The sequence below is a fragment of the Micromonospora sp. CPCC 205546 genome (assembly GCF_036902715.1).
Classification (GTDB): domain Bacteria; phylum Actinomycetota; class Actinomycetes; order Mycobacteriales; family Micromonosporaceae; genus Micromonospora.
The window spans coordinates 1-19788 of record NZ_JBAKHL010000008.1; the positions used below are offsets into that span (position 1 = coordinate 1).

A 19788-nucleotide genomic window follows, 5' to 3' on the forward strand; every position below is an offset into this window, starting at 1 on the left:
ACGATCCGACTTGGCGCGCGGCCGGCCGTGGCCCGCGACTCGGCCCGGACGCCGCCCTCGCGGACCGACGTCCGGGCGCCCCGGGCCCCGCCCGGTGTGCGGCGCTGCTGCATCGTCACACCCCTCCCCCGAGGCCTCGCGCGTCTCAGGCGGAACGGTAGCGCGGGAAGGCGCCCGCCCCGGCGTACCGCGCCGCGTCGGCCAGCTCCTCCTCGATCCGCAGGAGCTGGTTGTACTTCGCGACCCGGTCCGAGCGGGCCGGGGCGCCGGTCTTGATCTGGCCGCAGCCGGTGGCCACCGCCAGGTCCGCGATGGTGGTGTCCTCGGTCTCGCCGGAACGGTGGCTCATCATGCACTTGAAGCCGGCCCGGTGGGCCAGGTCCACCGCGTCGAGGGTCTCGGTCAGCGAACCGATCTGGTTGACCTTGACGAGGACCGCGTTGGCGGCCTTCTCGGCGATGCCGCGGGCGATGCGCAGCGGGTTGGTGACGAACAGGTCGTCGCCGACGATCTGGACGCGGTCGCCGAGCGAGGCGGTCAGCGTCTGCCAGCCGGTCCAGTCGTCCTCGGCCAGCGGGTCCTCGATGGACACGATCGGGTAGTCGCCGGCGAGCTTGGTGTAGTAGTTGCTCATCTCCTCGGCGGTCTTCGCGGTGCCCTCGAAGGTGTAGGTGCCGTCGTCGAAGAACTCCGTGGCGGCCACGTCGAGCGCGAAGACGATGTCGGTGCCGAGCCGGTAGCCGGCCTTCTCCACCGCCTCGGCGATCAGGTCCAGGGCCGCGGCGTTGGTGGGCAGGTTCGGCGCGAAGCCGCCCTCGTCGCCGAGGCCGGTGGAGAGGTCCTTCTTCTTCAGCACCGACTTCAGCGCGTGGTAGACCTCCGCGCCGGAGCGCAGCGCCTCGCGGAAGCTGGGCGCGCCGATCGGCGCGATCATGAACTCCTGGATGTCGACGTTCGAGTCCGCGTGCGCGCCGCCGTTGAGGATGTTCATCATCGGCACCGGCAGCAGGTGCGCGTTCGGGCCGCCCAGGTAGCGGAAGAGGCTCAGCTCGGCGCTGCCGGCCGCCGCCTTGGCCACCGCGAGGGAGACGCCGAGGATGGCGTTCGCGCCCAGCTCGGACTTGCTGTCGGTGCCGTCGACGTCGAGCATCTTCTGGTCGATCAGCCGCTGCTCGCTGGCCTCGTAGCCGATCAGCTCGTCGACGATCTTGTCCTCGATGTTCGAGACCGCCTTCTCGACGCCCTTGCCCTGGTAGCGGTCGGCGTCACCGTCGCGCAGTTCGATCGCCTCGAAGGCGCCCGTGGAGGCGCCGGAGGGCACCGCCGCCCGGGCGATCGTGCCGTCGTCGAGCCCGACCTCGACCTCGACGGTCGGGTTGCCCCGCGAGTCCAGGATCTCCCGCGCGACGATTCCCTCGATGGTTGCCACTGAGTCGCTCCTCGTTTGTGTGTTCCGGTCCGGTGTGGGCCGCGACGGTGCGGCTGAGGCAGTTGTTGAACGCAGCGTATCGGGCGACGCTCCGACGCGGGCGGTCCGGGCGCTCGCCAGCACGATCCGAAACCTGCCTCCGGGCGATGCTTTACCCGGACATTCCCGGATTCTCATGTCCTCAACCGGCAACGGGTTTGCGCGCGGTTGGCCCGATCGGCCACGCTGGTCGGCATGCCCGCCGCCTCGACCACCCTCCGCATGCTCGCCGTGTCGGTCATCGCGTCGCTCACGGTGACCGGTTGTCAGACCCTCGACGACGCCGGCCGGGCGATCGGGCGGGCCGACCTGGTGAACGACCTGGCCGTCCGGCTCGACCGGGCACTGGAGTTGACCTACTCCGCGGACTACCAGCTCCCCGGCGGGCAGACCGCCACCGTCGCCCAGGCCCAGGACCCGGTCCGCTCCGCGTACACCTGGCCCGGCGGGAAGCTCACCGTCACCCCGGAGGCGACGGCCCGCTGCGAGACCGCCGCCGGCCGCGCCACCTGCACCCTGGAGGCCCCGCCCGCGCCCAACGCGAAGCCGACGGTGACCATGTTCGCCGAGGCCAAGCAGCGGGGCCTGATCACGCCGCCGGTCGTCGTGGGGCTGCTCACCACCGCCGCGCTGGACCCGGAGGCGGTGATCGACCAGAGCGACACCACCCTCGCCGGCCACCACGCCACCTGCGTCGACGTGGAGCAGTCCGCCGGTGACTTTACCGCGTGCGTGACCACCGAGGGCGTGCTGGGCAGCTTCACCGGCCAGGTCGACGGCCGGCAGGTCGAGCTGGCGCTGAGCCGCTACCGCGAGACCGTCGACGGCACCGTGTTCGACCTGCCGCCCGACGCCGGCGTCGTAGACCGCCGCCCGGCCGGCTCGTGACCGACCCCGCCGCCCCGGCGGTGCCGGTGGAGCCCGCCCTCGCTCACACGCCGAGCAGGGTGCGCAGGTGGCGCGGGGGTGGGCAGTCGTGGGCGAGCATCGCGTCGTGCCACTCACGCACCGACACGCCGGCCGGGCGGGCGGCGGCGATCGCGGCCACCTCGCTGTAGCCGACGAAGTACGTCGAGAGCTGCGTCGAGGTGAGCAGCGCACGCCGCCACTTGCCGGCCGCCTCGCCCTCCTCCTGGAAGCCGCGCCCGGTCATCAGCGCCATCGCCTCGGCCTCCGGCAGCTCCTCGCAGTGCACGAGCTGGTCCAGCAGCGCGTTGATGGTCATCCGGAGCTGCATCTTGAGCTGCTGCAACCGCACCGGCAGGCCGCCGAAGCCGAGGCCGGCCATCAGCTCCTCCGTGTAGACCGCCCAGCCCTCGATGAAGGGCCCCGACTCGGTCAGCGCGCGTACCCGGGTGGGGCCGACGTGCCGGCGGGCGTGGGCGAGCTGGAGGAAGTGCCCCGGCATCGCCTCGTGCACCGTCAGATTGCGGATCATGTGGTCGTTGTACTCCCGGTAGAACGACTCGATCCGGTGCGCGGGCCAGTCCGCCGGGGTGGGCGCGATGCAGTAGAAGGTCGGCACGTCCGCCGTCTCCAGCGGGCCGGGCGAGTCGCAGTAGGCGACCGCCACGCCCCGGGCGAACTGGGGCATCTCCTGGATCACGCAGGGGTCGTCGACCAGCGTGACCAGGTCGTGGGCGCGTACGAAGTCGGTCGCCTCGTCCAGGGTGACCGAGGCGAGATCCACGATGGTGTGGTCGTCCGGGTGCTCGGCGGCCAGCAGGCCCAGCGCCCGGCGTACCGTCTCGTCGTCCGCCGGGCCGCCGACCAGCTCGACGGCCGCCGCGCGGATCTCCTCACCGACCCGGTCCAGGTTGGCCCAGGCCCGGCGCTGGATCTCGGCGGCGCCCAGCTCGGTGTCGAGGGTGTGCCACAGCCGCGCCTCCCAGCGGCGCCGGCCCAGCCGCGGGTCCCGCCCGGGGCCGGCGTCGGCGGCCAGACCCTGCCGCAGCCACGCGACGAACTCCTCCAGCGCCGCGATCGCCGCGGTGGCGGCCGGCTCCACCCGGTCGTGCAGGGCGGGGGCCTGCGCGAGCAACGCCGGCACCTCGTCGCGGATCAGCGCCGCCGTGCCGGTGAACTGCCCGACCGCCGTCTCGGCGTGGATGCGCGGCATGTCGCGCAGCGTCGCGCGCGCGGTCGCCAGCGCGTCCGGTACGGCGGCGAGCCGGCCCGCCAGGCTGGTCAGCCGGACGTCGACGGGAGCGTACGGGCGGGCGAGCAGCGCGTGCAGCAGCGGCCCGGGGTTGTGCCGCAGCGGGTCCCACTCGTGGGCGCGAATGTCGCCGGCCTCGAACAGCTCCCGGTCCACGAACGAGGTGAGCAGCGCGTGGTCGACGCGCTCCTCGACGTCCAGGGCGTCCGGGTCCAGCTCGGCGAGCGCGTCCGCGGCCTCCTTGAGCATGGCCTCGTCGGCCGCGACCGCCTCGGCGGAGAGGTCCGGCAACCGGTCGTCGTACCGGTGGTCGCCGGTGGAGGTCGCGAGCCCCGGCCGGCTCTGGAGCAACGCGTCGACGATCCGCTCCGCGAGCGGCACAAACGATTCCACCCGCCGACCCTACCGGGTCGGCTCAGGCCTTTTCGGCTGCGCGGACAGCGTCCGCGTAGGCCAGGGCGGCGCGGCGCAGGGCCGCCTCCGGGTCCAGGCCCGCCTCGCGGGCCGCCGCGGCCGTGGCGAGCAGGCTCGCGCCGAGCCGCGCCTCCGGGTCCGCCTGGGAATCCGCGAGGGGCGGCGGTACGGCCAGGCCCACCCGCCCGGCACGCTCCAGGATCTTCGCGGCCAGGGCGAGGGCGGGCTGGCTCAGCGCGATGCCGTCGAGCACCGAGTCACGCGCCTTCTCGGCCCGCTTGATCCGCTCCCAGCTCGCCTCGATCTCCTCCAGGGTGCCCGTCGCCGCGTCGGCGAAGACGTGCGGGTTGCGCCGGACCATCTTGTCGACCAGCCCGCCGGCCACGTCGTCGACGGTCCACCGCTGCGCCTCGGGCAGCTCCTCGGCGAGGCGGGCGTGCAGCACCACCTGGAGCAGCACGTCGCCCAGCTCCTCGCGCAGCGCGTCGGTGTCCCCGGCGCTGATCGCGTCGTACGCCTCGTAGCACTCCTCCAGCAGGAAGCCGGCGAGGCTGCGGTGGGTCTGCGCACGCTTCCAGGGGTCGCCGCCCGGAGATGCCAGCCGGTCCATCACCGCCACCGCGTCGAGCAGCCGGGCGCCCGGCGGGTCCCAGGAGCCGTACATCAGCTCCAGCTCGGCCAGGCCGGGCTCGCGGGCCAGCCGCAGGCCCAGCTCGCGGGCCAGCGACTCGTCGCCGGCCGGGCCGGCCAGCCACACCGCGACACCGTGCGTCGCCGCCGCGTCGAGCAGCGCCTGCGTCGCCCGGCCGTCGACCACCGTGACCTCGGCGCCCGCCGCGCGGACCGCCGTCGTCAGCTCGCTCTCCGCCCCCGCCAGCACCGGATGCCCGCGTACGACGTCCCACGCGGCGGCGGTCAGTAGTCCGGCCGGCAGCCGGGGAGAGGTGACGAGCAGGACGATCCGGGCGGACATGCTCAGCTGTCGGTTCCGCCGGCCGCCTGCGGCCCGGCGGTGGGCAGCGGATCCGGGGTGGAGACGTCGGTGACCCCGCCCGTGCCGGTCTCGCCCAGCGGCACGCTCACCGCCGGCCTGTTACCGGAGAAGCTCAGCACCGGGAACTCCAGCGGGCGGTAGCGGGGGTTGACCGTCACGTCGTACGCGGCGACCGCCTCGGCCAGCGACTTGCGGGTGGCCAGCGCGCCGCGCAGCTGCTCGCCGTCGAGCTGGCCGGCGGCCGCCTCGTCGGTCACGTCGGCCGGGATGACACCCGCCTTGCGGCCCGCCGCCACCACGTCCGCCAGCTCCTGAGCGCTCGGCTCGGCCGGCGCCCCGGTCGGCACCCCCGACAGGCAGTTGTAGAGCTCGGCGGACCGGCGCACGTAGCCGGTGTCGGGCGACAGGCTCAGCTGCTGGGCGACCTGCTCCGGCGCGACCTGCCCACGCGGCTGGTAGTTCTTGTCCGCGGAGACCCGCTCGCAGACCTCGGAGAGCACCAGCAGGCTGACGACCTGGCCGCGGCCGGGCAGCTGCGGCACCGGCGCCGGGGGCCGGCCCTCGGGCGCCTCGGGCTGCCCGGTCGGCGTCGGGTTCTTGGCCCGCAGGTCGTCGACGACCTCGGTGACGGCATCCTCGGTGATCCGCAGGTCACCGACGTAGGCGGCGACACCGGGCTCGGCACGGCAACCGGAGAGGGCGACGAGGCCGAGCGCCACGCTGGCGACGGCGACAAGACGGCGAGCACGCATGACGGTCACTCTCTCATGCCGCCCGGAGCCGGCGTGACACCGCCCACCGGTCTCCCCGCTCGCCCGTCCCGTGGCTGCCAGGGGCCCGGCCCCCCTGGTCACCCGCCGGCCGCCGGCCAACCGTCGTCGATCGCCGCTCACCGCGCGGAGGCTCCCGCCGTCGCCGGCTCGCCCAGGACGTCCTTCAGCAGCTGGGCGCACCACTCCAGCAGCGCCTGGTCACGCAGTGGCTCGCCGCCCACCCGCCGGGTGCTGGGCCGGGGGACGCTGACCTGGTCCAGGGCCTGCTTGTAGACCGAGTCCGGGTGGTAGCGCTTGAGCCGCAGCTGCTTCGAGTCGGGCAGCGGCAGCGGACCGAACCGGATGTGCTTGCCCTGCATGGAGACGTCGGTGAGGCCGTAGCGGCGCGCCAGCAGCCGGAACCGGGCCACGGCGACCAGGTTCTGCACCGGGGCGGGCGGCTCGCCGTAGCGGTCCGTCATCTCCGCGACCACCTCGCGCAGTCGCTCCTCGTCGCGGGCCTCGGCGAGCTTGCGGTACATCTCCAGGCGCAGCCGCTCCACGCTCACGTAGTCGTGCGGCAGGTGCGCGTCGATCGGCAGGTCGACCTTGACCTCGGTCTCCTCCTCCGGGCGCTCGCCCTTGAACGCGGAGACCGCCTCGCCGACCATCCGCACGTACAGGTCGAAGCCGACGCCCTCGATGTGCCCGGACTGCTCGCCGCCCAGCAGGTTGCCGGCGCCCCGGATCTCCAGGTCCTTCATCGCCACGTACATGCCCGCGCCCAGCTCGGTGTGCTGGGCGATGGTGGCCAGCCGCTCGTGGGCGTGCTCGGTGAGCGGCTTCTCCGGGGGGTAGAGGAAGTACGCGTACGCCCGCTCCCGGCCCCGACCGACCCGGCCGCGGATCTGGTGCAGCTGGGCGAGGCCGAGCAGGTCGGCCCGCTCCACGATCAGGGTGTTGGCGTTGGGGATGTCGATGCCGGACTCCACGATCGTGGTGCAGACCAGCACGTCGAACTCCTTCTCCCAGAAGCCGACCATGACCTTCTCCAGGGCCTCCTCGCCCATCTGGCCGTGCGCCACCGCGACCCGCGCCTCGGGCACCAGCTCGCGCAGCTTCCGGGCCGCCCGGTCGATGGACTCGACCCGGTTGTGCAGGTAGAAGACCTGCCCGTCGCGGAGCAGCTCGCGGTGGATGCAGGCCGCCACCTGCCGCTCGTCGTACGCCCCGACGAAGGTGAGCACCGGGTGCCGCTCCTCGGGCGGCGTGGCGATGGTGGACATCTCCCGGATGCCGGTGATGGCCATCTCCAGGGTGCGCGGGATCGGGGTGGCCGACATGCTCAGCACGTCGACCGAGGCGCGCATCGTCTTCAGGTGCTCCTTGTGCTCGACGCCGAAGCGCTGCTCCTCGTCGACGATGACCAGGCCGAGCGACTTGAACCGGGTGGCCGCCTGGAGCAGCCGGTGGGTGCCGATGACGATGTCGGCGCTGCCCGCGGCGGCCAACTCCAGGGTCCGCTCGGCCTCCTTCGGCGTCTGGAAGCGGGAGAGCTGCTTGATGGTCACCGGGAACTGGCTCATCCGCTCGGCGAACGTGTTGTAGTGCTGCTGCACCAGCAGCGTGGTGGGCACCAGCACCGCCACCTGCTTGCCGTCCTGCACCGCCTTGAACGCCGCCCGGACCGCGATCTCCGTCTTGCCGTAGCCCACGTCGCCGCAGATGAGCCGGTCCATCGGGACGGTCTGCTCCATGTCCCGCTTGACCTCCTCGATGGCGGCGAGCTGGTCGGGCGTCTCCTGCCACGGGAAGGCGTCCTCCAGCTCCCGCTGCCAGGGCGTGTCGGGACCGAAGTTGTGCCCCTTGGACGCCTTGCGGGCCGCGTAGAGCTGGATGAGCTGGGCGGCGATCTCCTTGACCGCCTTGCGGGCCCGGGCCTTGGACTTCTGCCAGTCCGAGCCGCCCATCTTGTGCAGGGTGGGCTGCTCGCCGCCGACGTAGCGGGAGAGCTGGTCGAGCTGGTCGGTGGGGACGAAGAGCCGGTCGCCGGGCTGGCCGCGCTTGCTCGCGGCGTACTCGATGACCAGGTATTCCCGGGAGGCGCCGTTGACGGTGCGCTGCACCAGCTCGACGTAGCGGCCGATGCCGTGCTGCTCGTGCACGACGTGGTCGCCGGCCTTGAGCTCCAGCGGGTCGATGGTGTTGCGCCGCCGGCTCGGCATCTTGCGCATGTCACGGGTGGAGGCGCCCCGCCCGCCCGTGACGTCGTTGCCGGTGAGCAGCACGAACCGCGACGCCTCGTCGACGAAGCCGCTGGTCAGGCTGCCGCAGGAGACCAGCACCTCGCCGGGGGCGGGCGCGCTCGGGATCTCCTCGGTCAGCCGCGCGCCGAGGCCGGCGTCGCGGAGCACCTCGACGGCCCGCTGGGCGGGGCCGTGCCCCTCGAAGACCAGCGCGACCGACCAGCCGTCGCCGGTCCAGCGCTTGAGGTTGTCGACCACCCGGGCGGTCTCGCCGTGGTAGAGCGGGGCCGGCTGCGCGGCCAGGGTCACCGCGATCGCGTCGTCGGGGGTGACGTCGGCCGCCTCCGGCGCGTCCTCCCAGGGCTGCCGCGCCGGGGCGGCGTCCGCCTCCACCAGGCCGAACGGGGACAGCGTCCACCAGGGCTGGCGCAGTTTCGCCGCGACGGCGCGTACCTCGGCCAGGGTCCGGAAGGCGGCGGCGCCGAGGTCGACCGGGGCCTGGCCGCCGACGGCCGCCGCGGCCCAGCTCGCCTGGAGGAACTCGTCGGAGGTACGCACCAGGTCGTGTGCCCGGGTGCGGATGCGCTCCGGGTCGCAGAGGAGCACGTGGGTGCCGGCCGGCATGGCGTCCAGCAGCAGCTCCATCGAGTCGGGGCCGATCAGCGCCGGGGCGAGGGACTCCATGCCCTCCACCGGGATGCCCTCGGCCAGCTTGTCGAGGATCTCGGTCAGCTCCGGGTGCTCCTCGGCGAGGGCGGCGGCCCGCTTGCGCACCGACGGGGTGAGCAGCAACTCCCGGCACGGCGGGGCCCAGAGCTGCGGCACCTGCTCGATGGTGCGCTGGTCGGCCACGGCGAAGGTGCGGATCTCCTCCACCTCGTCGCCCCAGAACTCGACCCGCGACGGGTGCTCGTCGGTGGGTGGGAAGATGTCGAGGATGCCCCCGCGCACCGCGAACTCGCCCCGCTTGGTCACGAGGTCGACCCGCGCGTACGCCATGTCGGTCAGCCGGCGGGCGACCTCCTCCAGGTCGGCCTCCGCCCCGGTGGCGAGCTGCACCGGCTCCAGGTCGCCGAGCCCCTTGAGCTGCGGTTGCAGCAGCGACCGGACGGGTGCCACGACCACCCGCAGCCCGTCGGTGCGGCCGTGCGCGTCGGCCGAGGCGGGGTGCGCCAGCCGGCGCAGCACGGCCAGCCGCCGGCCGACCGTGTCGGAGCGGGGTGACAGGCGCTCGTGCGGCAGCGTCTCCCAGGACGGGAAGACCGTCACCTGCCCGGGCGGGAGCAGGCTGCCCAGCGCGGCGGCCAGGTCGTCGGCCTCCCGGGTGGTGGCGGTCACGGCGAGCACCGGTCGGCCGGCGCCCCCGCCGTCGGCCGCGACGGCGGCGACCGCGAAGGGACGCAGCGCGGGCGGCGCGGTGATGTCGAGGCCGTCGACCTGCGCGGCACCGGAGCGCGCCAGGTCACGTGCCCGGGCCAGGCCCGGATCGGCCAGGGCGGCGGAGAACAGACCGGTGAGCATGGGGATCACTTCCAGCGGGATGACACGACGATCACCCCTCGTCCGGCTGGACGGGGGGTCCACCGGTCGACACTATCTCTCCGGTCGGACGAACCACCCGCGCGTGGCGGGGATCGTCGACGATCCGCGACAGTTACCCGAGGGGGAAGGAACAAATGCCTGAGGGAGTCGGCAACGACCCACGCCAACCGACCGGATCCTGCCGCCAGCGGGTGCTGGGCCACCCGGCGGGGATCTCGATCTCCACGGTGCGCTGCGGCGTCGAGAGCCGCCGCTGGACGGCACCGACGGTCCTGCTGCGTTACCGGGTCGATCTCGGTTGGTCGGGCGCCTACCGACGGCGCATCAACGGTCGTACGACGTTCTCGGACGCCACCTCGCTGCTGCTCACCCGGCCGGGCGACGAGATGCAGGTGTCCCACCCGCTGGGTAGCGACACGTTCACCTCCCTGGAGATCGAGCCGACGGTCCTCGCCGAACACCGGGACGGGGCGCGCTGGCTGGCGACCACCGGTTGGGACGGCACCTCGGACGCGCCACTCGACCTGGCACACCGGATGCTCGTCACGCAGTTCCGGCGAGGGCTCGACCCGTTCGAGATGGCGGAGCGGCTGCACTGCTTCCTCGGCAGGGTGCTCGGCTTCGTCAACGCCCGGACCGAGCCACCGGGGGCGGACCTGGGACGCGTCGTCGGCCGACGCCCCGCCACCGCGGCCGCCCACCGTCGCCTCGCCGACCGGGCCCGGGAGGTGCTCACGGTCCGCGACTTCTCCCTCACGCTCGACCAGGTGGCGCGGGAGGTGGGCGCCTCACCACACCACCTGAGCCGGGTGTTCCAGCGGGTCACCGGCAGCACCCTCACCGCCTACCGCAACCGCTTGCGGGTCCAGGCGGTGCTGGACACCCTCGCCGAGGCGGACGGCCGGCCGCTGCGCGCCGTGGCGGCGGAGCACGGCTTCGCCGACCAGGCGCACCTCACCCGTGTGCTCCGGGAGCACGTCGGTCACCCGCCGGCCCGCCTGCGCCGGCTGCTCGCCCAGGGCCGCACCGACTGAGCCGGAACCCGATCGAAGTCGGTCGAGGAACCGGTCGTCGGCGAGGTCGCCGATCCGGTCGGCGACCGTCAACCGAGCATCGATGTTCAAGACCCGGGACCGCCGGCGACCGAAGATGGTGTGCGCAGCCGGGATCGGACCGCCCGATCGGCGGTCGCGGGGTGCGCGGACCTGTTCGGGGAGGCCCGCAGCTCCGCCCGGCTGCGGCCCTGGCGACGGCGACCTGCCCTCGCGGCCCGCCGGTGGTGCCGTACACCCCTTTCCCCTGTACGGCACTCCGGTGACACCCGGCACACCCTTGTCCGGCACTCGGCGCACCCGGGCTGCCCGTCGCGACCGGGAGGATCTTGACGGCGCGGGCCGGCCGTGATCGGCTGCGCTGATGGGCGAGCAGTGGCGGGCACAGTTCGACGCGGAGGTCACCTTCGCCAACGGCGGCGGGCTGCGGACGGACGGGTTCCGGCTGGACATACCCGGCCGCGACATCGCCGACGACGACCTGGCGGCGCTGTTCGTCCGGCACCTGGGGCTGCTGATGGTGGCGGAGGTCCGGATCACCGGCAAGACGCTCGTCGAGGAGCCGCACAAGGGCGGCCGGGGCGTGGCCACCGAGGCCGACCCCGAGGGCGCGACCGGCGCGTCGCCGCGGCGGCCCGGCTCGGGCACCGACGTCGACCACGGGCGACGACTGGTCGAGCTGAGCCACCCGATCACCGACGGCATGACCACCCTGCCGGGCTGGCCGGCGCCGCGGATCACCGAGTGGCTGACCCGGGAGGCGTCCAGGGCCAACTACGCCCCCGGCACCGAGTTCCAGGTGGGGCGGATCGACATGATCGCCAATACGGGCACGTACCTGGACACGCCCGCCCACCGCTTCGCCGGGGGCGTCGACCTCGCCGCCACCGGGCTGGACCGCCTCGCCGACCTGCCCGCCGTCGTGGTCCGGGTGCCGGCCGGCACCCGCGCGGTGGACCGGCTGTTGCTGGCGCCGTACGACGTCGCCGGGCACGCGGTGCTGCTGCACACGGGTTGGTCGACGCACTTCGGCACCGACCGGTACGGCGCGCCTGAGGCGCCCTACCTCACCGGGGACGGCGCCCGGGCCCTGGTCGACGCGGGCGCCGCCCTGGTCGGCATCGACTCGATCAACATCGACGACATGAGCCCGACTGCGGCAGGCGAGCGGCCGGCGCACAGCGCCCTGCTGGCCGCCGGCGTCCCGATCGTGGAACACCTGACCGGGCTCGACGCGCTGCCCCCGACCGGCTTCCGGTTCACGGCCGCCCCGCCGATGGTGGTCGGCATGGGCACCTTTCCCGTCCGCGCCTTCGCCGTCCTCGGCGCCGCCTGACCGGCGCGGACGATCGCGGGGCGGCGCCGCGAGCTTCGGGGCAGCGCGCGGGCGGCCCGTGACGGCAAGCTGTCGGAATGCCACGGGTACCACGCCCGCCGACGCTCCACTCGACATGTGTCGGTCGACCAGAGGTCCCTCTCCGCCCGGGAGATCACCCGGTTCGCCGGCTTGCCGGGTCGCCACCGGCGCCCGCACCGCCTTCGACCTGGGCCGACAGCTGCCCCGGACGGACGCGCTGGTCGCGGTGGACGCGTTGCCGCACCGACGGGTGGTCGAGCTCCCCGCGTTGGGCAGCTACCTGGGCACACACAGCGGCTGGCCGGCACCGCCCAACTGCGCGAGGTGCTCACGCTGGCCGAGCCGCTGAGCGAGTCCCCCATGGAGACCCGGCTCCGGCTCGTCCTGCACGACGCCGGTCTGCCGCCCCTGACCGCGCACCCACTTCCAGCGCGATGTGGCTCGGCTCAACGCCCTGCGTGCGGCGGGCTGGTTGGTGCTGCGCTTCACGGCGGACGACGTACTGCGGCACCCCGCCCGAATCGTCCGCCTGGTCACTGACGCGATCCACGAACGCCACAACTGATCAGGGCCCTGCCAATGCTGATCAGGACGCCATGGACCCTAAGACGGCCGCGTAACGTCCATGACGTCCTGATCACCGGGGCGATCGCGGGAAGGGGCGGGTCAGTACCGCACCGAGATGCGACGGTCGACGGCGTCGATCCGGATCTCGCCGCCGTACGGGACGATCAGCTGCGGGTCGGTGTGGCCGAGGTCGACGTCGAAGACCACCACCGCGTCCGGGCGGTAGGCGGCGAGCGCCCGGGTGACCGCGTCGCGCTGCGCGTCGGCCCAGTCGCGCCGCTCGTCGGGGGTGTGCGGCCGCTCGAAGTCCCACGCCTTCGGCCGGCCGACGAGGACCGCCGGGAAGCCGGCCAGCAGCCCCCGCTCCCCCATGTTGCGCAGTATCCGGAAGACCTCGGTCGCCGAGGGGAGCTCCTCGGACGTCTCGATCATCAGCACAGACCCGGCCAGCTCCCCTGCGGTGGGCACCCGGTCGGCGGCCAGCAGCCAGTGCAGGATCTCCAGGTTGCCGCCCCAGGTGCGTCCCTCGACCACCGTCGACGGCCCCTGCCAGCGCCAGCCCTCGCCCGGGAGCATCTCCGGCTCGTCCGCCAGCGCCGCCGGGTCCCGCCAGTCGCCCGGCTTGTCGCCCCACTCCGGGGCGGGGGTCAGGTCGTACCAGCCGGAGGTGAAGAGGGCGGCGCGCAGCGAGTCGAAGGTCAGCGGGTGCGCTCGGCCCGGCCGGCCGAGGTGCACCAGCACCGATCCGCCGTGGTAGGCCACGACGCCCAGCCGGTACAGGTGGTTGAGCACGTTGGTGTTGTCGGAGTAGCCGAAGTACGGCTTCGGGTTGGCCCGCAGCACGGCGTCGTCCAGATGCGGGGTGACCGTGATCAGGTCGTCCCCGCCCACGGTGGCCAGCACGGCGGTGACCGTCGGGTCGGCGAAGGCGGCGGTCAGGTCCCGGGCCCGGTCGTGCGGGTCGGCGTCGAGCGCCCGGGTGGTGGGGTACTCCACCGGCTCCAGGTCGAACTCCTCGCGCAGCCGGCGCAGCCCCAGCTCGTACACGTGGGGGAAGAGGGCCGGCAGGCCGGCGGAGGGCGAGACGACCGCGACCCGGTCTCCCGGACGGGGCTTGGGGGGATAGTTCGGCGACGTCATGACCGGACGCTACCGACCGGCGGAACCGGTTTTTCCGGTCGCCGGCCCGCCGACCCGCTGGCAGACGCCCCCTAGGCTGAGGCTCCCCCCGAGTTGATCGAGAAACTGGAGCCCTCGTGACCACCCCCGCCGGACACCCGTCGCAGCCCTTCCACGGCGGTCCGCCGCCCGGCGGAGGGTGGGCAGGCCCCGTCCCGCCGCCGGTGACCCGGCGCATCCCGGAGGACCAGCCGTTCGTGGTACGGCCCAACGTCGCCAAGCGCGGCCTGCTGATGATGGGGGTGGCGCTGGTCCTCATCCTCCCGATCGCCTGCTGCGCCGGCCTCGGCATCGTGAACTCGACCGATCCGCAGGCGCGCTCCGGGTCCGTCCTCGGCCTCCTCGGCGTGGTGGGCTGCCTGCTGGCCCTGGTCGCCCTGCCGCTGGGGATCCAGCTCTGGCTGATCGGCTCCGGCGGCCCGGTGCTGGCGCTCGGCCCGGCCGGGCTCTGGATCCGCACCCGGCCGACCCGGGGGCAGGCGATCTGGCTGCCCTGGGAGGGCGTCGCGCAGATCTCCCGCCGGCGGTGGAGCCTGGAGAAGATGCTGGTGGTCAGGCCGCGCGACGCACGGATGCTCCAGAACCTCGGGGCGTTCACGGCGCTGGACGGCGCGGCACTGAACGCCTTCTACGGCTCCGGGCTGGTCGCCACGCTCAACTTCGCCGACCGGTCCGAGGCGGAGATCATGGCGGCGGTCGCCCACTACAGCGCGGGTCGCTGTCAGCTCGTCTGATAGGCGGGCCCGGCGAGACGGCCCAACCAGGCGAGAAACGGCACACAATCGGGCGCGAGCCCGCCCCCGGGGCTGGCGGCGTGGACCGGGAGATGGGCGTGGCGGGTGTGCTCAGCGCCACCCCGGGCCGGGCCCGCCGCCGCACCGCACCCACCCCCACCAGCGAAGACGCCACCGGTGCCGGCTGGTCTCGCCGGCGGCGACCCCGCCCGCGCCGAAGGCGGATGCAAGGGTCCCCTGCCCACCGGCGGGGGACGCGGATACGATCCAGGGAGTCGGACAGCGCTGTCCTTCGTACTCGCGTAAGGAGCGCATCGTGACCGACCAGCACGACCACGACGGCCCCGACGCCGCCCTGCGGGCCGACATCCGACGCCTCGGCACCCTGCTCGGGCAGACCCTCGCGCGTCAGGAGGGCCGGCCGCTGCTCGACCTCGTCGAGGAGATCCGCGCTCAGGTGCGCTCCGACGCCCCCGCCGCCGCGCAGCGCCTCGCCGGCCTGGACGTCACCACCGGCACCAAGCTGGCCCGGGCCTTCTCCACCTACTTCCACCTGGCCAACATCACCGAGCAGGTGCACCGGGCCCGGGAGCTGCGCCGCCGCCGGGCGGTGCAGGGCGGCTGGCTGGACCAGGCGGCCAAGATGATCGCCGAGCGCGGGGTGCCGGCCGAGGAGATCGCCGCGGCGGCGCGGCGGCTGGCGGTACGGCCCGTCTTCACCGCCCACCCGACCGAGGCGGCCCGCCGGTCGATCCTGTCCAAGCTGCGCGCCATCGCCGACGAGCTGGACACCGAGACCGCCAACGCGATCCTCTACGGCGCCAGCGACGAGGGCCCCGCCAACCGCCGCCTGGCCGAGCTGCTCGACCTGATGTGGCAGACCGACGAGCTGCGGCTGGACCGGCCGGACCCGACCGACGAGGCCCGCAACGCCATCTACTACCTGCGCGACCTGTACGCCGAGGCCGCCCCGCAGGTCCTCGACGACCTCGCCGACACGCTGCGCACCCTCGGTGTGGAGACGTCCCCGACCGCCCGGCCGTTGTCCTTCGGCACCTGGATCGGTGGCGACCGCGACGGCAATCCGTTCGTCACCCCGGCCGTGACCCGCGAGGTGCTGACCATCCAGCACGAGCACGGCATCGCGGCCACCGAGAAGGCGATGGACCACCTGATCGACGAGGTCTCGGTGTCCCGCCGGCTGCGCGGGGTGTCGCTCGACCTCTCCGCCAGCCTCGCCACCGACCTGGACGCGCTGCCCGAGGTGGCGGCCCGCTTCCGTCGGGTCAACGCCGAGGAGCCCTACCGGCTCAAGGCCCGCTGCGTGAAGGCGAAGCTGGCCAACACCCGGCAGCGGCTGCGCCAGGGCACCGCGCACGTGCCCGGGCGAGACTACCGCGGCTCCGCCGCGCTGGTCTCCGACCTGGAACTGCTGCGCGCCTCGCTCGCCCGCAACGCCGGCCAGCTCACCGCCGTGGGCCGGCTCGCCTCGACCATCCGTACGGTCTCCGCGTTCGGGTTGCACCTGGCGACCATGGACGTCCGGGAGCACGCCGAGGCGCACCACGCGGTGCTCGCCCAGCTCTACGCGGCCGTCGGTGAGGTCCTCGACTACCCGGCACTGAGCCGGCTGGAGCGCACGAAGCTGCTCGCCGACGAGCTGACCGGTCGCCGGCCGCTCTCCACGCTGGACACCCCGCTGACCGAGGCGGCCCGCAAGACGTTCGACGTGTTCGGCACGATCCGCGAGGCGCAGGACCGGTTCGGCAACGAGGTCATCGAGTCGTACATCGTCTCGATGACGCTCGGGGTGGACGACGTGCTCGCCGCGGTGGTGCTGGCCCGCGAGGCCGGCCTGGTCGACGTGCACAGCGGCCGGTCCCGGATCGGCTTCGTGCCGCTGCTGGAGACCCCGGCAGAGCTGAACGCGGGCGGCGAACTGCTCGACGAGCTGCTCTCGCTGCCCGCGTACCGGGCGCTGGTGACGGCGCGGGGCGACGTGCAGGAGGTGATGCTGGGTTACTCCGACTCCAACAAGGAGGCCGGCATCACCACCAGCCAGTGGTCGATCCACCGGGCCCAGCGCGCGCTGCGCGACGTGGCCGCCCGGCACGGCGTGCACCTGCGGCTCTTCCACGGCCGCGGCGGCACGGTGGGTCGCGGCGGCGGGCCGACGCACGAGGCGATCCTGGCCCAGCCGTACGGGACCCTGGACGGCGCGATCAAGGTCACCGAGCAGGGCGAGGTCATCTCCGACAAGTACTCCCTGCCGTCGCTGGCGCGGGAGAACCTGGAGCTGACCCTGGCCGCGGTGCTCCAGGCCACCCTGCTGCACACCGGGCCCCGGCAGCCCGCCGAGCTGCTGGAACGCTGGGACGCCGCGATGGAGCTGGTCTCCGACTCGGCCTTCCGGTCGTACCGGTCGCTGGTCGAGGATCCGGACCTGCCCGCGTACTTCTGGGCCTCGACGCCGACTGAGCTGCTCGGCGCGCTGAACATCGGCTCCCGGCCGGCCAAGCGACCGAACACGGGGGCCGGGCTCTCCGGGCTGCGGGCCATCCCGTGGGTGTTCGGCTGGACCCAGACCCGGCAGATCGTGCCCGGCTGGTTCGGGGTCGGCTCCGGCCTGGCCGCGGCCCGGGAGGCCGGGCTGGAGGACGTGCTGGCCGAGATGCACCGCAACTGGCACTTCTTCCGCACGTTCCTGTCGAACGTCGAGATGATGCTCACCAAGACCGACCTGAGCATCGCCCGCCGCTACGTCGAGACGCTGGTGCCGAAGAAGCTGCACCCGATCTTCCACAAGATCGAGCAGGAGTACGAACTCACCAAGCAGGAGGTGCTGGCGGTGACCTCCTCGCCGGCGCTGCTGGAGAACTCCCCCGTGCTCCAGCGCACCCTGGCCGTCCGCGACACCTACCTGGAGCCGCTGCACCACCTCCAGGTCGCCCTGCTGCGTCAGTACCGGGAGTCCGGGGCTGCGGGCCGGGCCGTGGCCACCGCGCCGGGTGGCCGCCGGGCGCCGAGCGACGGTACGGCGCTGGAGCGCGCGCTGCTGACCACGGTCAACGGCATCGCCGCCGGCATGCGCAACACGGGCTGAGCGGCATGGAGAGGGCCCCTTCCTGACGTTTCCCGCTCAGGAAGGGGCCCTCTCCGACACGCCGACCGGCGAGCCCGGCCGGCGTTCGCAGTCGTCGCCCTACCAGTCGCCCCCGCCGAAGTCGCCGCCCCCGAAGTCCCCGCCCCCGAAGTCCCCGCCGCCGAAGTCGCCGCCCGCGACGTCACCGCCCTGCTCGCCGAAGCCCGTACCGTCGCCGAAGCCCTCCTGGTAGCCGGCCTCGTAGCCGTAACCGGGGTCGCCGAAGCCGGGCGAGAAGAGCGCGTCGGCGATCAGCATGCCGCCGAGGACACCCGCGCCGGCACCCAGCGCGGTCTTCCACCACGGAGTGGAGTACCAGCCCGCGGGCACCGGCCGGCCCTGGTAGCGCCCGCCCGGGTAGTAGTAGGGGGTGTCGCGGCCGGGCTGCGGGCCGGCCTTGAAGGTCTGCCCCTGCACGTCGACCTGGCGTTCCCGGGTCAGCTGCCCCGCGCCCTGCGCGGCGGCCAGCGGCGGCAGTTCGGGCCCGGGGTCGATGCCGAGCGCCACCCGGGCCGCCCGGGCATAGGTCAGCCCCTCCAGCGCGGTCTCCCGGGCCAGGCGGAACTGCTCGACGCTGCGGGCCTGCTCGAGCTGACTGCCGGCCGCGTTGTAGCGCTCCCCGGCGTCGACCAGCGCCTGGCGTACGGCCGGGTGGTCGCCGTGCAGGTTCATCACCTGGCCGCCGAGCCGCTCGTACCAGCGCTGGGCGTCGGCCCGCACGTCGGCGAGGCGGCGGGCCTCCCGCACGGCGCTCTCCCGGCGCCACCAGACGAGCGCGACCACCAGCAGCACCACGAGGATGAGCAGGGGCAGGTATCTCATGTCTGCGACGTTACCCAGGCCAGGCCAGCACCACGCCTGTGATCGGCACCGCGCGGCGGGCGGGCTCGGCCGCGCCCGGGAGCGCCACGGCGGCGGGTGGCGCGCCGTTCTGGCAAGCTCCGGGGGTGGACTTCTCGACGCTGGCCGTGGTGATCGTCTGCCTCGCCGCCGGGGGCGCCGCGGGCTGGTACGCCGCCCGGACCCGTTCGGCGACCGAAATCGCCCGGTTGGACGCCACGCTGCGGGCCACCCGTGAGGGCGAGGGACGGCTGGAGCAGTCCATGCGGGCGCTGAGCTACGAGGCCACCGCGCAGTCCCAGGAGGCGGTGGCCCGCGCCGTCGCCCCGCTGCACGACACGCTGCGCCGCTACGAGCAGCGCGTCGCCGAGCTGGAACACGACCGGGTCGACGCGTACGCCGAACTGCGCGAGCAGGTCCGCGCGATGAGCACCGTCTCGGGCGAGCTGCGTACCGAGACGAAACAGCTGGTGGCGGCCCTGCGGGCCCCCCAGGTGCGGGGCCGCTGGGGCGAGCACCAGCTGCGCCGGATCGTCGAGGCGGCCGGCATGCTGGAGCACTGCGACTTCTCCGAGCAGGTCACCGCCGCCACCGAACACCAGGGGGTCCGCCCCGACCTGGTCGTCCGGCTGCACGGCGGCCGGTCGGTGGTGGTCGACGCCAAGGCGCCGTTCGACGCCTACCTGACGGCGATGGAGGCCCGCGACGAGCGGGGGCGCGACACGCACCTCGACGCGCACGCGAAGCACCTGCGGGCGCACGTAAACGCGCTGGCCGCCAAGACCTACTGGGCCGCGTTCGACAGCACGCCGGAGTTCGTGGTGCTCTTCGTGCCGGCCGACCCGTTCCTCGACGTCGCGTTGCAGCGTGACCCGACGCTGCTGGAGCACGCGTTCGCCCGCAACGTGGTGCTGGCGACCCCGGCCACCCTGGTCGCGCTGCTGCGCACGGTCGCCTACTCGTGGCGGCAGGAGGCGCTGGCGCGCAACGCGGTGGCGGTGCACTCGCTGGCCCGCGAGCTCTACGGGAGGCTGTCGACCCTCGGCGAGCACGTCGGCAAGCTCGGTGCGTCGCTCGGCGGCGCGGTGACCGCGTACAACCGGGCCGTCGGATCGCTGGAGGCGCGCGTGCTGGTCAGCGCCCGCAAGCTCGCCGAGCTGGGGGTCTCCGACCAGGAGCTGGCCGCGCCGGCGCAGGTCGAGCTGACCCCTCGTCAGCCACAGGCCCCTGAGCTGCTCGAAACCGCCGAGGCCGAGTCGGCGACCGGACGGTCGACACTGGACTGACGGCCGATACCTACCATCGCTGATGTGACAATGGACATCCACCCATGTCACGAAGTG

The 19788-nt window shown here is 73.7% G+C and carries 14 protein-coding genes; 7 read left to right on the plus strand and 7 right to left on the minus strand.

What is annotated here, in order from left to right; all coding sequences use genetic code 11:
* Positions 1–145: 145 nt before the first annotated feature.
* On the minus strand, positions 146–1429 hold the full coding sequence (gene eno / locus V6U77_RS06640; protein ID WP_334605308.1) for a phosphopyruvate hydratase: 1284 nt from the start codon (positions 1427–1429) through the stop codon (positions 146–148).
* 234 nt (positions 1430–1663) lie between these two features.
* On the opposite strand from eno, the gene V6U77_RS06645 reads away from it, so the two are divergent.
* Complete coding sequence (locus V6U77_RS06645) at positions 1664–2356, plus strand: hypothetical protein (protein WP_334605309.1); 693 nt, start codon at positions 1664–1666, stop codon at positions 2354–2356.
* A gap of 43 nt (positions 2357–2399) precedes the next feature.
* Here V6U77_RS06645 and V6U77_RS06650 read toward each other — a convergent pair whose 3' ends face one another.
* From V6U77_RS06650 to mfd, 4 genes are all read right to left on the minus strand, one after another.
* The gene (locus V6U77_RS06650) at positions 2400–4019 is read right to left on the minus strand and encodes a DUF885 domain-containing protein (protein WP_334605310.1); all 1620 of its coding nucleotides are present in this window, start codon (positions 4017–4019) and stop codon (positions 2400–2402) included.
* Between the two features lie 22 nt (positions 4020–4041).
* A complete protein-coding gene (locus tag V6U77_RS06655) occupies positions 4042–5013 on the minus strand; it encodes a nucleoside triphosphate pyrophosphohydrolase (protein WP_334605311.1) in 972 nt (323 codons plus the stop codon).
* A gap of 2 nt (positions 5014–5015) precedes the next feature.
* Positions 5016–5786 carry a hypothetical protein gene (locus V6U77_RS06660; RefSeq protein WP_334605312.1) on the minus strand — a complete coding sequence of 257 codons (771 nt, stop codon included), beginning with the start codon at positions 5784–5786 and terminating at the stop codon, positions 5016–5018.
* A 137-nt stretch (positions 5787–5923) separates the two neighbouring features.
* Positions 5924–9553, minus strand: coding sequence for a transcription-repair coupling factor (gene mfd, locus V6U77_RS06665; protein WP_334605313.1), 3630 nt, complete (start codon positions 9551–9553; stop codon positions 5924–5926).
* A gap of 155 nt (positions 9554–9708) precedes the next feature.
* Between mfd and V6U77_RS06670 the strand changes: the two genes are divergently transcribed.
* The 3 genes from V6U77_RS06670 (at position 9709) to V6U77_RS06680 (ending at position 12548) form a co-directional block, all read left to right on the plus strand.
* Positions 9709–10608 carry a helix-turn-helix domain-containing protein gene (locus V6U77_RS06670; RefSeq protein ID WP_334605314.1) on the plus strand — a complete coding sequence of 300 codons (900 nt, stop codon included), beginning with the start codon at positions 9709–9711 and terminating at the stop codon, positions 10606–10608.
* Between the two features lie 382 nt (positions 10609–10990).
* On the plus strand, positions 10991–11962 hold the full coding sequence (locus V6U77_RS06675) for a cyclase family protein (protein WP_334605315.1): 972 nt from the start codon (positions 10991–10993) through the stop codon (positions 11960–11962).
* A 457-nt stretch (positions 11963–12419) separates the two neighbouring features.
* Positions 12420–12548, plus strand: coding sequence for a hypothetical protein (locus tag V6U77_RS06680; protein ID WP_334605316.1), 129 nt, complete (start codon positions 12420–12422; stop codon positions 12546–12548).
* Positions 12549–12649: 101 nt separating this feature from the next.
* Here the strand turns inward: V6U77_RS06680 and V6U77_RS06685 are convergent, their stop codons facing one another.
* The gene (locus tag V6U77_RS06685; protein WP_334605317.1) at positions 12650–13690 is read right to left on the minus strand and encodes a S66 family peptidase; all 1041 of its coding nucleotides are present in this window, start codon (positions 13688–13690) and stop codon (positions 12650–12652) included.
* 116 nt (positions 13691–13806) lie between these two features.
* On the opposite strand from V6U77_RS06685, the gene V6U77_RS06690 reads away from it, so the two are divergent.
* Together V6U77_RS06690 and ppc are read left to right on the plus strand one after the other, a co-directional pair.
* Positions 13807–14463 (plus strand): hypothetical protein, encoded by a 657-nt coding sequence (locus V6U77_RS06690; RefSeq protein ID WP_334605318.1) that lies wholly within the window; start codon positions 13807–13809, stop codon positions 14461–14463.
* A 316-nt stretch (positions 14464–14779) separates the two neighbouring features.
* Positions 14780–17566 carry a phosphoenolpyruvate carboxylase gene (gene ppc / locus V6U77_RS06695; protein ID WP_334605319.1) on the plus strand — a complete coding sequence of 929 codons (2787 nt, stop codon included), beginning with the start codon at positions 14780–14782 and terminating at the stop codon, positions 17564–17566.
* A 99-nt stretch (positions 17567–17665) separates the two neighbouring features.
* Here the strand turns inward: ppc and V6U77_RS06700 are convergent, their stop codons facing one another.
* On the minus strand, positions 17666–18427 hold the full coding sequence (locus V6U77_RS06700) for a hypothetical protein (protein ID WP_334605320.1): 762 nt from the start codon (positions 18425–18427) through the stop codon (positions 17666–17668).
* 125 nt (positions 18428–18552) lie between these two features.
* Here V6U77_RS06700 and V6U77_RS06705 point away from each other — a divergent pair, with 125 nt between their 5' ends.
* A complete protein-coding gene (locus V6U77_RS06705; protein ID WP_334605321.1) occupies positions 18553–19731 on the plus strand; it encodes a DNA recombination protein RmuC in 1179 nt (392 codons plus the stop codon).
* The last annotated feature ends 57 nt before the right edge of the window (positions 19732–19788 follow it).

What these genes read in the sequence shown, in the direction of transcription:
- V6U77_RS06670 (WP_334605314.1), top strand. Translation starts at nt 9,709, where the DNA reads ATGCCTGAGGGAGTCGGCAACGACCCACGCCAACCGACCGGATCCTGC.
- V6U77_RS06660 (WP_334605312.1), bottom strand. Translation starts at nt 5,786, where the DNA reads ATGCGTGCTCGCCGTCTTGTCGCCGTCGCCAGCGTGGCGCTCGGCCTC.
- V6U77_RS06700 (WP_334605320.1), bottom strand. Translation starts at nt 18,427, where the DNA reads ATGAGATACCTGCCCCTGCTCATCCTCGTGGTGCTGCTGGTGGTCGCG.
- V6U77_RS06645 (WP_334605309.1), top strand. Translation starts at nt 1,664, where the DNA reads ATGCCCGCCGCCTCGACCACCCTCCGCATGCTCGCCGTGTCGGTCATC.
- V6U77_RS06685 (WP_334605317.1), bottom strand. Translation starts at nt 13,690, where the DNA reads ATGACGTCGCCGAACTATCCCCCCAAGCCCCGTCCGGGAGACCGGGTC.
- V6U77_RS06655 (WP_334605311.1), bottom strand. Translation starts at nt 5,013, where the DNA reads ATGTCCGCCCGGATCGTCCTGCTCGTCACCTCTCCCCGGCTGCCGGCC.
- mfd (WP_334605313.1), bottom strand. Translation starts at nt 9,553, where the DNA reads ATGCTCACCGGTCTGTTCTCCGCCGCCCTGGCCGATCCGGGCCTGGCC.
- V6U77_RS06675 (WP_334605315.1), top strand. Translation starts at nt 10,991, where the DNA reads ATGGGCGAGCAGTGGCGGGCACAGTTCGACGCGGAGGTCACCTTCGCC.